Here is an 11,969-nt window from a genome sequence, read left to right as displayed (position 1 = left end):
TCCACGGTTTTTGCTGCAAAAGACGGAGTTAAAAGCCATGCGCATTTCCCGAAAACTGGTGTTCTCCCTTGTCGCCATGCAGGTCCTGATCACCCTGGTCGGGGTGGTCGGCCTGAATCGTTTTGACCGGCTGGAGCAGTCCCTGGCCGAGATATCCGATGTCTGGCAGCCCAGCATCCGGGCCGCTTCCGGCATCAATGCCGAGTCCCTGGACTTCCGCAACCGGGAGACCCAGCTGCTGATCGCCCGCAACAGTGCGGAAATCGACGACGCGGTAAAGCGCGGCAACCAGAATCTCGAGGCCTTGCGCAAGTTTGACCAGGCATTCCAGTCCCTGATCCATGGCGACGAAGAAAAAGCCCTCTATGCCGCCTACCGGGAAAAGCTGGAGGCCTACCTGGCGACCCACGAGCGGATGGTGGCCCTGGCCCGGGAAGGGCGGCGGGATGAGAGCATCGCCTATTTCGAGGGCGATTCGCGCAAGGCCATCCGCGCCCTGCGGCCCACCATCGACGCCATCGTGGACTACACCGTGAAGGGCGCCGAAAAGGCCCAGCAGGAGGCCCGCACCATTTCCCGGGTCGGCCAGATGTGGATCATCGGCATCAATCTGGTGGCCCTGGCCCTCGGTGCGGTGCTGGCTTTCTGGCTCTACGGTTCCATCGTCCGGCCCCTGCAGAAAATCCGCGAGGAAGTGCTGGGCATCGAACAGAGCGCCGACTTTACCCGCCAGCTCGATGCCCATGGCCACGATGAAATCGGCGAAACGGCCCAGTCGGTGAACCACCTAACCGCTTCGGTGCGCGCCGCCCTGCAATCCATGCTGGCCGGCATTGCCCAGGTGGCGTCTGCCGCCGACAGCCTGGCCGAGGCCTCGCGCCAGGTTTCCGCCGGCTCCGGCGCCCAGTCCGAGGCCGCATCCTCCATGGCGGCCACGGTGGAACAGCTGACGGTGAGCATCAACCAGGTGGCGGACAACGCCAGCCGGGCCTTCGAGCTGGCCCAGGCCTCCGGCCAGGCCTCCCGGGAAGGAGGCGGCGTCATCGCCAATGCGGTGGACTCCATGGGCGGCATCGCCCGCCGCATCGAGGAGACGGCCGCCGCCATCCGGGAACTGGGCGTGGCCTCCCAGGAAATTTCCGGCATCGTCCAGGTGATCAAGGAGGTGGCGGACCAGACTAATCTGCTGGCCCTCAACGCCGCCATCGAAGCCGCCCGGGCCGGGGAGCAGGGCCGGGGCTTCGCCGTGGTGGCCGACGAAGTGCGCAAGCTGGCCGAGCGCACCGCCCTGGCGACCCAGGACATCGCCGCCAAGATCGCCGCCATCCAGTCCGGCGTGGACCATGCCTCCTCCGGCATGGAGCAGGCCGTGGGCCTGGTGGAACAGGGTGTGACCCTGGCCGACACGGCCGGGGGCGCGGTGACCCGCATCACCGCCGGGGCGGCGGAGGTGGAGCAGGAGGTGAATGCCATCTCCGGCGCCCTGCGGGAGCAGGGGGAGGCCAGCAACCAGATCGCCGGCCACGTGGAGCGGATCGCCCAGATGAGCGAGGAAAACAACCGGGGCGCGGAGAACACCGCCCAGCTGTCCGGCAATCTGGCGGCCCTGGCCCAGGAGATGCGGCAGACGGCGGAACGCTTCAAGGTTTGAGCCGATACTGCTAGGCTTGCGGCCTTACGCCTCGCCTCCCGGTCTTTCCATGCTCATCCATCCCCAGTTCGATCCCATCGCCGTATCCCTCGGCCCCCTGGCCGTGCGCTGGTACGGTCTCATGTACCTGGTTGCCTTCGCCGCCTTCTATTTCCTCGGGCGTCAGCGCATCCGGCGCCGGCCCGACGGTGGCTGGAGCCTGGAACAGCTCGACGACCTGCTTTTCTGGGGCGTCCTCGGCGTGGTCCTGGGCGGGCGCCTGGGCCAGGTGCTGTTCTACGAGCCGGGCTACTACTTCGCCAATCCGGCGGAAATCCTGGCGGTGTGGAAGGGCGGCATGTCCTTCCACGGCGGCTTCCTCGGCGTGCTGGTGGCCATGGCCTGGTGGGGGCGCAAGCACGGCAAGTCCTTCTTCACCGTCACCGACTTCATCGCCCCCCTGGTGCCCCTGGGTCTTGCTGCCGGGCGCATCGGCAATTTCATCAACGGCGAACTGTGGGGCCGGGTGGCCGACGCCAGCCTGCCCTGGGCCATGATCTTCCCCCAGGTGGACAGCCAGCCGCGCCATCCCTCCCAGCTCTACCAGGCCGGGCTGGAAGGGCTGTGCCTGTTCGTCCTGCTGTGGCTCTACTCCGCCAGGCCTCGGCCCACGGGCGCCGTCTCCGGCGTCTTCCTCATCGGCTACGGCGCCTTCCGCTTCATCGCCGAATTCTTCCGCGAGCCCGATGCCGGCATCTTCGGTCACAGCTACGCCATCAGCATGGGGCAGTGGCTGTCCCTGCCCATGGTTGCCATCGGCGTCTTCATCCTGCTGCGGGCCCGGCACCAGCCTTGACTTGCCGCGGGGCTTCTCTACCATCGGGGACACCCCCGCCGGAAGAACAAGGAGAAGCCCCATGGCCACCGCCCCCAGCAAAACCGCTGCCCTGCCAGCCAAACAGCTGGCTCGCATCCGCGAACAACTGAAGGAATGCGCCGCCAGCCTGGGCGGCGAAGTCTCTGCCCGGGCCCGGGCCGCCCAATTGGCGGAAACCTACCTCGGTCTGGACGATGGGGGCCGCCACGAATTCCTGCGCCTCATCGCCCTGGAGTTCGGCCCCGATCCCAAGCGCGTCGCCACCGCCCACAGCGCCTACCAGCAGGCCGTCGGCAGCCCCGCCCAGTGGGATGCGGAAGCCGCCTTGCGGGCCGCCATGCGTTCTTCCCGCATCCGCATCCTGACCCAGTTCAATGCCATTCCCCAGGGCGTGAAATTCCTGGTGGACCTGCGGGCCGACCTGCTGCGCTTTCTCGACAAGGACCCGGAACTGAAGGCCCTGGACCGGGAGCTGGAGAACCGTCTCACCTCCTGGTTCGACGTCGGCTTCCTGGAAATTTCCCGCCTCACCTGGCAGGCCCCGGCGGCCCTGCTGGAAAAGCTGATCCAGTACGAAGCGGTGCACGAGATCCGCTCCTGGAAGGACCTGAAGAACCGCCTCGACTCGGACCGGCGCTGCTACGCCTTCTTCCACCCGCGCATGCCGGTGGAGCCCCTCATCTTCGTCGAAGTGGCCCTGGTCAATAAGCTCTCCGACTCGGTGCAGCACCTGCTGGACGAGGACGCCCCCACCGCCGACCCGCACCGGGCCGACACCGCCATTTTCTATTCCATCTCCAACACCCAGGTGGGCCTGCGCGGCGTCTCCTTCGGCAACTTCCTGCTGAAGCGGGTGATCGACGACCTCAAGCGGGACTTCCCCCGCCTCAAGACCTTCGCCACCCTTTCACCCCTGCCCACCCTGCGCCTGTGGGCCGACCGCAACCCGGAAGCGTTCGCCGCCTGCTTCGCGCCCGATCTGGCCAAGATCGCCAAGCAGGCCGGCATCGAACCCGACGCCGATGCCCTGCGGGCCCTGCTGCCCAAGGGCGAATGGGCTGCAGATGCCCGTCTGGCGCGGCTCATTGAGCCGGGCCTGGTGCGTCTGGCCGCCCGCTACTTGCTTACCGGCAAGTCCGGCGACAAGCCCTTCGACCCGGTGGCCCGCTTCCACCTGGGCAACGGCGCCCGGGTGGAGCGCCTCAACTTCCTCGCCGACACCGCCGCAAAAGGGTTCAAGCAGTCCTACGGCATGATGGTGAACTACCTGTACGAACCGGACGACCTGGAAGCCAACGTGGACGCCTTCGTCCGCGAAGGCCGCCTGGCGGCGGTGGCTGCGGTGAGGCATGCGGCGAAGGGGTAGGTGAGTTCGCGGAGGAATACTGCTTTGATCAGGTGCTTCCGAGAGCCCATTCCAGAGCTCTATCAATGCTCCGCTATGTTGAGGCAGGCGGCTAATGCTCACTCGCAGGGGCTAACGAAAGAGGCCGATCAGTTATTGAGAGAGTCGAATTCCGCTGTTGTCCGTCAATGGCTGGATTCAATATGGGGAAAATCAAGTCCGTATGTAAAGGTCCGGACTATTTCCGATGCGCCAGGAAATCAATTAATGAGTGAGCGGGTGGAGTCGCGAATGCCATCCAGCCAAGGGAAGTGGCAGCTCTTGAAGCGAGATGGATTTCAATGCCGTTTTTGCGGCCTTCCCCTGATCAGACAAGAGGTGCGTTCATACCTGCACAAGTGCTATCCAGAGGCTTTGCCTTGGGGGCGTACCAACATTACCCAACATGCGGCATTTCAAGCGCTGTGGGTTCAGTATGACCATATTCTTCCCCATGCCCGCGGGGGAACGAATGATCTGGAAAACATGGTGATCGCTTGCGCAGCATGCAACTTTGGCCGTATGAACTACACGCTGGAAGAAGTGGGAATAGCAGATCCTCGGTTTTACGATCCCATTAAAAGTGACTGGAATGGGCTTGAAGACGTTCTGCCTGAGAAGGTCCGAATTGTCTTTTAGCGCCGCCGGCTGCCGCTACCGCCCAGAATCGACCCCAGCACCCCGCGGATGATCTCCCGGCCGATCTGGGAGCCGATGGCGCGGGCGGCGCTCTTGGCGACGGTGGTGAGGACGGAGTCGCTCTGGCGGCCGCGGGGGCTCTGACCCCCGCCCAGCACGTCCCCCAGCACGCCGCCGAAAAGGCCGCCGCCATTGGCTTGCGGGGCAGGGGAGGTGGGCGCCGGTTGGGCCTGGGCGGGCGGTGCGGTGCGGCCCTTGAGGATTTCGTAGGCCGATTCCCGATCCACCGCCTGTTCATAGTGGCCGTAGAGCACGGAATTGCGGACGGCCTGCTGGCGCTCCTCGGCGCTCAAGGGGCCGATGCGGGAGGCGGGGGGCAGGATGAAGGCCCGTTCCACCACGTTGGGCCGGCCTTTTTCGTCCAGGCAGGAGACCAGGGCTTCGCCGACGCCCAGTTCGGTGATGGCCGCCTCGGCGTCGAAGGCCGGGTTGGCGCGCAGGGTCTGGGCGGCGGATTTGACGGCCTTCTGGTCCCGCGGGGTGAAGGCGCGCAGGGCGTGCTGCACCCGGTTGCCGAGCTGGCCGAGGACGGTGTCGGGAATGTCCAGGGGGTTCTGGGTGACGAAGTACACGCCGACGCCCTTGGAGCGGATCAGGCGCACCACCTGTTCCACCTTTTCCAGCAGGGCCGGCGGGGCTTCGTTGAAGAGCAGGTGGGCTTCGTCGAAGAAGAACACCAGCTTGGGCTTTTCCAGGTCCCCCACTTCCGGCAGGTGCTCGAACAGTTCGGCCAGCAGCCATAGCAGGAAGGTGGCATAGAGGCGGGGCGCGCCCATCAGCTTGTCCGCCGCCAGGATGTTCACCACGCCCTTGCCATTGTCGGTCTGCATGAGATCGGCGATGTCCAGCATGGGCTCGCCGAAGAAGCTGTCGCCGCCCTGTTCGCCCAGGGTCAGGAGGGCGCGCTGGATGGCGCCGATGGAGGCGGCGGAGACGTTGCCGTACTCGCTGGTGAATTCCTTGGCGTGCTCGCCCACGTGCTGCACCATGGCCCGCAGGTCCTTCAGGTCCAGCAGCATCAGGCCCTGGTCGTCGGCGATCTTGAACACCAGCTGCAGCACCCCGCTCTGGGTGTCGTTGAGGTTGAGCAGGCGGGCCAGCAGCAGGGGGCCCATGTCGGAAATGGTGGCCCGCACCGGGTGGCCCTGCTGGCCGAAGACGTCCCAGAAGACGGTGGGGAAGGATGTCGGAGTCCAGTCGGTGACGCCCAGGTGGTGCAGCCGCTCCTCCAGCTTGGGCGAGGTCTTGCCGGCGGCGGCCAGGCCCGAGAGGTCGCCCTTGGCGTCGGCCAGGAAGACGGGCACACCGATGCTGGAGAAGCGCTCCGCCAGCACCTGCAGGGTGATGGTCTTGCCGGTGCCGGTGGCGCCGGTGATGAGGCCGTGGCGGTTGGCCAGGGCGGGCAGGAGAGCCAGGTCGGTGGCGGCGTGGCGGGCGATGACTAGGGGCTGGGCCATGAGTGGGGTCCGGTGGCTATGCTAGAATTGTCCGATTCTATCAACAGTTTTTCGCTACGAGGTTAGCCATGGCCGGACACTCCAAATGGGCCAATATCCAGCACCGCAAGGGCCGTCAGGACGCCAAGCGGGGCAAGGTCTTCACCAAGCTGATCAAGGAAATCACCGTCGCCGCCAAGATGGGCGGGGGCGATCCGGCCATGAATCCGCGCCTGCGCCTGGCCATGGAAAAGGCCAAGGGCGAATCCATGCCCAAGGACAACATCGACAACGCCATCAAGCGCGGCACCGGCCAGCTGGAAGGCGTCAGCTATGAGGAAATCCGCTACGAAGGCTACGGCATCGGCGGTGCCGCGGTGATGGTGGACTGCCTCACCGACAACCGGGTGCGCACCGTGGCCGATGTGCGCCACGCCTTCAACAAGTACGGCGGCAACATGGGCACCGAAGGCTGCGTTTCCTTCCAGTTCAAGCACTGCGGCCAGATGCTGTTCGCCCCCGGCGCCGACGAGGCCGCCATCATGGATGCGGCCATCGAGGCCGGCGCCGACGACATCATCACCAACGATGACGGCTCCATCGAAGTGCTGACCCCGCCCAACGACCTGCTGAACGTGCAGGAAGCGCTGGAAAAGGCCGGCTTCAAGCCCGAGATGGCGGAAGTGACCATGAAGGCCCTGAACGAATCCGAACTGACCGGGGAAGACGCCCAGCGCATGCAGAAGCTGATCGACGCCCTGGAGTCCCTGGACGACGTGCAGGAGGTTTACACCTCCGCCGTGATGGACGAATAATCAGCCCGGTCTGCTTTTGTTCCCCCGAGAAAGCGGCGCCTGGCGCCGCTTTTTCTTTTGTCGCGAGGCCTCGTGCGCAAGTTCCTGCCCTTTCTCTTCGTGCTGCTGTGGAGCACCGGCTTCATCGGCGCCAAGTACGGCCTGCCCTATGCGGAGCCCCTGACCTTCCTCAGCGCCCGCTATCTCCTGGTGCTCGGACTGATGCTGCCGGTGGCCCTTGTATTTCGCGCCTCCTGGCCTGCTACCCGCCAGGAATGGCTGCACATCGGCTTCTCCGGGGTGCTGCTGCATGCGGTCTATCTCGGCGGCGTCTTCATGGCCATCCACCGCGGTCTGCCGGCCGGCATCACCGCCCTGGTGGTGGGCATGCAGCCCCTGCTGACCGCCCTGGGGGCCGGCTGGCTGCTGGGGGAGGCGGTCAGCCGGCGCCAGTGGCTGGGTCTGGTGCTGGGCCTGAGCGGCGTGGGTCTGGTGGTTTCCGGCAAGTTCGGCAGCCAGCCCCTGGCCGAGCTGCTGCCGGCCATCGTCCCGGCCCTGGTGGCCCTGCTCGGCATCACCCTGGGCACCCTCTACCAGAAGCGCTTCTGCCCTGCCTTCGACCTGCGTTCCGGCGCCGTCATCCAGTTCCTGCCGACGGCGGTGCTGACCCTGCTGGTGGCCGGCGCCAGCGAGAGCCAGGAGATCGCCTGGAGCGGTACCTTCGTTTTCGCTCTGCTGTGGCTGGTGCTGGTGCTGTCGGTGGGCGCCATCAGCCTGCTCAACGTGCTGATCCGCAGCGGCAGCGCCGTCAATGTGGCCAGCCTGTTCTACCTGACGCCGCCCACCACCGCCCTCATCGCCTGGGCCGCCTTTGGCGAAACCCTTTCCGGCCCGGCCCTGGCGGGCATGGGGCTGGCCGTGGCCGGCGTGTACCTGGCGCGGCGGGCCTAGGCGGTATACAGGGGGTAGAGGGTCGCTTCCTCGCGCTGGATGCGCTCCACCAGCACCTTGCCGACGCCGGCCAGTTCATCGACGAAGGCCGGGGCTAGCCCCGGCTCGACGGCCAGGTTCTGGTACTTGCGCAGGAAGGTGGCCAGGGCCTTGCCGATGCCGTCCATCTCCTGGCGGAACTCGTGGATCAGGGCGAAGCTGGAGGGGTCGCCGGCCAGCTGGTGCTCCAGGTAGATGTAGAGGCGCACATTCTCGGTCAGCAGGTGGCCCTGCAGCCGTACCCGGAATTTTTCCAGCAGCGAGGCGGCCTCCGCCAGGTTGCCCTGGGCGGCGGCGCTCTGGATGGCGCCGAAGGCCTGCAGCAGCACCAGGTGCTCGTCGGTGAGTTGGTGCACCAGGGCCGGATGGTAGTGAATCTGGGTTCCCGGCGCCGGGCCGCTGCGGGCGGCCGGAACCGGCTCGGGCATGGGCGGGGCCTCGGGGGCGGGGGGCGGCGGTGAATCGCCAAAGATTTTGCGTAACAGTGACATGGTTCTCCCTCCTGCGACGGTGTGGACACAGGGAATTGGTTTTTATGCCTGCCAATTTGGGCGGGAGTCCATGACGAATCCTTAACCCGTGTCAAATTTCGGGCCTGCGGTCCCGTCGGGCGCGACAGGCGGCGTCCGCCCCCTTAGAATGCTGCCATGTCCGCCATCCCCCCCGTCTCCGCCAAGCCGAATGCCGCCGCCGCACCCGTGCCGGTGCGCATCCTCGGCATCGACCCGGGGCTGCGTTGCACTGGCTTCGGCCTCATCGACAAGCTGGGCAACAAGCTGGCCTACGTCAGCAGCGGCTGCATCCGCACCGACGACACCCGCACTCTGCCGGAGCGCCTGGAGGTGATCTACCAAGGCATCCGGGAAATCGTCGCCGCCCACGGCCCGGCCCAGGCGGCGGTGGAAAAGGTCTTTGTGAACGTCAATCCCCAGTCCACCCTGCTGTTGGGCCAGGCCCGCGGCGCCGCCATCACCGCCCTGGTGTCCACCGGCCTGCCGGTGGGCGAGTACACCGCCCTACAGGTGAAGCAGGCAGTGGTGGGCAACGGCAAGGCGGCCAAGGAACAGGTGCAGCACATGGTCAAGCGCCTCCTCAGCCTGCCCGGCAACCCGTCCGCCGACGCCGCCGATGCCCTGGCCTGTGCCATCGCCCACGCCCACGGTGGCCAGGGCCTGGGCCACATCGCCACCGCCGGCCTGCGGGTGCGCGGTGGCCGCCTGATGGAAGCTCCCAATCCAAGGAAGAGAACATGATCGGAAGACTCACCGGCCTCCTGGCCGAAAAGAATCCCCCCCAGGTGGTCCTGGACGTGCAGGGCGTCGGCTACGAGGTGGATGTGCCCATGAGCACCTTCTACAACCTGCCGGGCAACGGCGACAAGGTGACCCTGCTGACCCACTTCGTGGTGCGGGAGGATGGCCATTTTCTCTTCGGCTTTCTCACCGAGGCGGAGCGTTTCGCCTTCCGCCAGCTGATCAAGATTTCCGGCGTCGGCCCCCGCATGGCCCTGGCCATTCTCTCCGGCCTTTCCGTCAGCGACCTGGCGGCGGCCATCTCCCGCCAGGAGGCCGGCCGCCTGACCAAAGTTCCGGGCATCGGCAAGAAGACTGCCGAGCGCCTGCTGCTGGAACTGAAGGACAAGCTGGCCCCGGTGGTGGGCGGCGGGGCCGCTGCGGCCCTGGTGGTGCACGACGACCAGTCGGACATCCTCAATGCGCTGCTGGCCCTGGGTTACAACGAGCGGGAAGCCGCTGCTGCCCTCAAGCAGTTGCCCGCCGGCAGCGGCGTTTCCGATGGCATCCGCCAGGCCCTCAAACTGCTGGCCAAGCCCTGAGGGGGCGGCGGGAGTAAAATGGCGGCTTACCGGGCCTCGCCCGCCGCACTTTCCAGGCTCACTCCAGGCTTTCCATGATCGAAACCGATTCCTTTGATTCCTCCTTCGACGCCGACGCCGGCCGTCTCATCGGCGCCGAGAGCAAGTCGGCCCAGGAGGAAGCCATCGAGCGCGCCCTGCGGCCCAAGCGCCTGGCGGATTACGTCGGTCAGGCCAAGATCCGGGAGCAGCTCTCCATCTTCATCCACGCCGCCAAGCGGCGCAGCGAGGCTCTCGACCATGTCCTGCTGTTCGGCCCGCCGGGCCTGGGCAAGACCACCCTGGCCCACATCGTGGCCGCCGAGATGGGGGTGAACCTGCGCCAGACCTCGGGGCCGGTGCTGGAGCGGGCCGGCGACCTGGCCGCCATCCTGACCAACCTGGAACCGCACGACGTGCTGTTCATCGACGAAATCCACCGTCTCAGTCCGGTGGTGGAGGAAATCCTCTACCCGGCCCTGGAGGATTTCCAGATCGACATCATGATCGGCGAGGGCCCGGCGGCCCGCTCGGTGAAGCTGGACCTGCCGCCCTTCACCCTGGTGGGCGCCACCACCCGGGCCGGCATGCTGACCAACCCCCTGCGGGACCGCTTCGGCATCGTCGCCCGGCTGGAGTTCTACAACGCCCAGGAACTGACCCACATCGTCACCCGCTCGGCCCAGCTGCTCAACGTGGCCATCGAGCCGGAAGGGGCCCTGGAAATCGCCCGCCGCTCCCGCGGCACGCCTCGCATCGCCAACCGCCTGCTGCGCCGGGTGCGGGACTACGCCGAGGTCAAGGCCGACGGCATCATCACCCGGGAGGTGGCCGACGCCGCCCTTTCCATGCTGGACGTGGACCACGGCGGCCTGGACCTGATGGACCGCAAGCTGCTCTCTGCCGTGATCGACAAGTTCGCCGGCGGTCCGGTAGGCGTGGACAACCTGGCCGCCGCCATCGGCGAGGCCCGGGACACCATCGAGGACGTGCTGGAACCCTACCTGATCCAGCAGGGCTACCTGCAGCGCACCCCCCGGGGCCGCATCGCCACCCCGGCCATCTACCGCCACCTGGGGCTGGAGGCGCCCGGCACCCCGGCCGCCACGCCCGACCTGTGGTCCCCCAAGGAGCAATGAGGACGGCTGTTACAGACTGTCATCGTCCCCAGGCCCCGAGCCGCCTAGAATTACGCCCATGAGCCATCCTGCTGACCACGCCTTCACCATTCCGGTCCGCGTCTATTACGAGGACACGGATGCGGGCGGCGTGGTCTACTACGCCAACTACCTGCGCTTTTTCGAGCGCTGCCGCACCGAATGGCTGCGCAGCATCGGCCATCACCAGGTGGACCTGCTGGCGGAGCAGGGCGTCGCCTTCGTCGTCCGTTCCGTCAGTTGCGACTACCTGCGGCCGGCCCGGCTCGACGACCTGCTGACCATCGGCCTGGCCGTGGAAAAGCTCGGCCGCGCCCAGATCACCTTCCGCCAGTTCGCCCGTCGCCACGGCAGCGACGACGACCTGGTGAGCGGTATCGTCCAGATCGTTTGCGTCAAGCTGGACGCCATGAAAACCACCCCCATTCCCGAATTCCTGCGCGAGAAACTGGAAGCCCTGCAATGAACGTCACCCAAGACCTTTCCATCCTTTCCCTCATCACCCAGGCCAGCGCCGTCGTCCAGGTCGTCATGGCCCTGCTGGCCGGCGTCTCCTTCATGTCCTGGTACTACATCTTCCGCAAGCTCTATGCGGTGAAGAATGCGCGCAACCAGACCGAGCAGTTCGAGCGGGATTTCTGGAGCGGCGGCGACCTCAACCGCCTCTACCAGAACGCCGTCGAGCAGCGCCACGACACCGGCGCCATGGAGCGGGTGTTCGAGGCCGGCTTCCGGGAATTCACCAAGCTTCGCAACCAGAAGAACCTGGAAGCCAAGGACGTGGTGGACGGCTCCCGCCGCGCCATGCGCGCCACCTACCAGCGGGAGATCGACGACCTGGAATCCCACCTGGCCTTCCTCGCCTCCGTCGGCTCCGTTTCCCCCTACATCGGCCTCTTCGGCACCGTGTGGGGCATCATGCATGCCTTCCGCGGCCTCTCCAACGTGGGCCAGGCGACCCTGGCTTCCGTCGCTCCCGGTATTGCCGAAGCCCTGGTGGCCACGGCCATCGGCCTCTTTGCCGCCATCCCCGCGGTGCTGGCCTACAACCGCTTCGCTCACGACATCGACCGCCTCTCCACCCGCTTCGAGAGCTTCATGGAAGAGTTCTCCAACATCCTGCAGCGGCAGATGCGTTAAGGGGCCGGAG

The 11,969-nt window shown here is 66.4% G+C and carries 13 protein-coding genes; 11 read left to right on the top strand and 2 right to left on the bottom strand.

All coding sequences use genetic code 11. From position 1 onward, the window contains the following. Positions 1-37 precede the first annotated feature (37 nt). The 4 genes from AC1RTA_RS06335 to AC1RTA_RS06320 all read left to right on the top strand — a co-directional run bounded on the left by AC1RTA_RS06335 (position 38) and on the right by AC1RTA_RS06320 (position 4,530). Positions 38-1,651 (top strand): methyl-accepting chemotaxis protein, encoded by a 1,614-nt coding sequence (locus tag AC1RTA_RS06335; RefSeq protein ID WP_492784271.1) that lies wholly within the window; start codon positions 38-40, stop codon positions 1,649-1,651. Positions 1,652-1,700: 49 nt separating this feature from the next. Continuing rightward, positions 1,701-2,486, top strand: a complete 786-nt coding sequence (lgt, locus tag AC1RTA_RS06330; protein ID WP_492784270.1) for a prolipoprotein diacylglyceryl transferase — start codon at positions 1,701-1,703, stop codon at positions 2,484-2,486. Positions 2,487-2,547: 61 nt separating this feature from the next. Further along, positions 2,548-3,873: a malonyl-CoA decarboxylase gene (locus AC1RTA_RS06325; protein WP_492784269.1), complete on the top strand. Its 1,326-nt coding sequence runs from the start codon at positions 2,548-2,550 to the stop codon at positions 3,871-3,873. A gap of 270 nt (positions 3,874-4,143) precedes the next feature. Next, complete coding sequence (locus AC1RTA_RS06320) at positions 4,144-4,530, top strand: HNH endonuclease (protein ID WP_492784268.1); 387 nt, start codon at positions 4,144-4,146, stop codon at positions 4,528-4,530. Here AC1RTA_RS06320 and AC1RTA_RS06315 read toward each other — a convergent pair. Further along, positions 4,527-6,047 carry a helicase HerA-like domain-containing protein gene (locus tag AC1RTA_RS06315; protein WP_492784267.1) on the bottom strand — a complete coding sequence of 507 codons (1,521 nt, stop codon included), beginning with the start codon at positions 6,045-6,047 and terminating at the stop codon, positions 4,527-4,529. The two genes, AC1RTA_RS06320 and AC1RTA_RS06315, sit on opposite strands and share 4 nt — an antisense overlap. 68 nt (positions 6,048-6,115) lie before the next feature. Here AC1RTA_RS06315 and AC1RTA_RS06310 point away from each other — a divergent pair, with 68 nt between their 5' ends. Next, positions 6,116-6,841: a YebC/PmpR family DNA-binding transcriptional regulator gene (locus tag AC1RTA_RS06310; RefSeq protein WP_014235604.1), complete on the top strand. Its 726-nt coding sequence runs from the start codon at positions 6,116-6,118 to the stop codon at positions 6,839-6,841. A gap of 72 nt (positions 6,842-6,913) precedes the next feature. Next, on the top strand, positions 6,914-7,771 hold the full coding sequence (locus AC1RTA_RS06305) for a DMT family transporter (protein ID WP_130459836.1): 858 nt from the start codon (positions 6,914-6,916) through the stop codon (positions 7,769-7,771). On the opposite strand, the gene AC1RTA_RS06300 is transcribed toward AC1RTA_RS06305, so the two are convergent. Further along, positions 7,768-8,238 (bottom strand): hemerythrin domain-containing protein, encoded by a 471-nt coding sequence (locus tag AC1RTA_RS06300; protein WP_492784266.1) that lies wholly within the window; start codon positions 8,236-8,238, stop codon positions 7,768-7,770. The genes AC1RTA_RS06305 and AC1RTA_RS06300 overlap by 4 nt on opposite strands. Positions 8,239-8,457: 219 nt before the next feature. On the opposite strand from AC1RTA_RS06300, the gene ruvC reads away from it, so the two are divergent. The 5 genes from ruvC to tolQ all read left to right on the top strand — a co-directional run bounded on the left by ruvC (position 8,458) and on the right by tolQ (position 11,959). After that, positions 8,458-9,063, top strand: coding sequence for a crossover junction endodeoxyribonuclease RuvC (gene ruvC, locus AC1RTA_RS06295; RefSeq protein WP_492784265.1), 606 nt, complete (start codon positions 8,458-8,460; stop codon positions 9,061-9,063). Beyond that, positions 9,060-9,644, top strand: coding sequence for a Holliday junction branch migration protein RuvA (gene ruvA, locus AC1RTA_RS06290; RefSeq protein ID WP_152089996.1), 585 nt, complete (start codon positions 9,060-9,062; stop codon positions 9,642-9,644). The genes ruvC and ruvA overlap by 4 nt, the downstream gene beginning before the upstream one ends. Before the next feature lie 74 nt (positions 9,645-9,718). After that, positions 9,719-10,801 carry a Holliday junction branch migration DNA helicase RuvB gene (gene ruvB / locus AC1RTA_RS06285; RefSeq protein WP_014235599.1) on the top strand — a complete coding sequence of 361 codons (1,083 nt, stop codon included), beginning with the start codon at positions 9,719-9,721 and terminating at the stop codon, positions 10,799-10,801. A 58-nt stretch (positions 10,802-10,859) separates the two neighbouring features. Beyond that, the gene (gene ybgC / locus AC1RTA_RS06280; protein WP_492784264.1) at positions 10,860-11,285 is read left to right on the top strand and encodes a tol-pal system-associated acyl-CoA thioesterase; all 426 of its coding nucleotides are present in this window, start codon (positions 10,860-10,862) and stop codon (positions 11,283-11,285) included. Further along, positions 11,282-11,959 (top strand): protein TolQ, encoded by a 678-nt coding sequence (tolQ, locus tag AC1RTA_RS06275; protein ID WP_014235597.1) that lies wholly within the window; start codon positions 11,282-11,284, stop codon positions 11,957-11,959. Before ybgC ends, tolQ begins: the two co-directional genes overlap by 4 nt. The last annotated feature ends 10 nt before the right edge of the window (positions 11,960-11,969 follow it).

This window comes from Azospira sp. MPR-E4, assembly GCF_058809645.1.
This window is presented reverse-complemented; position numbering and strand designations above follow the sequence as displayed.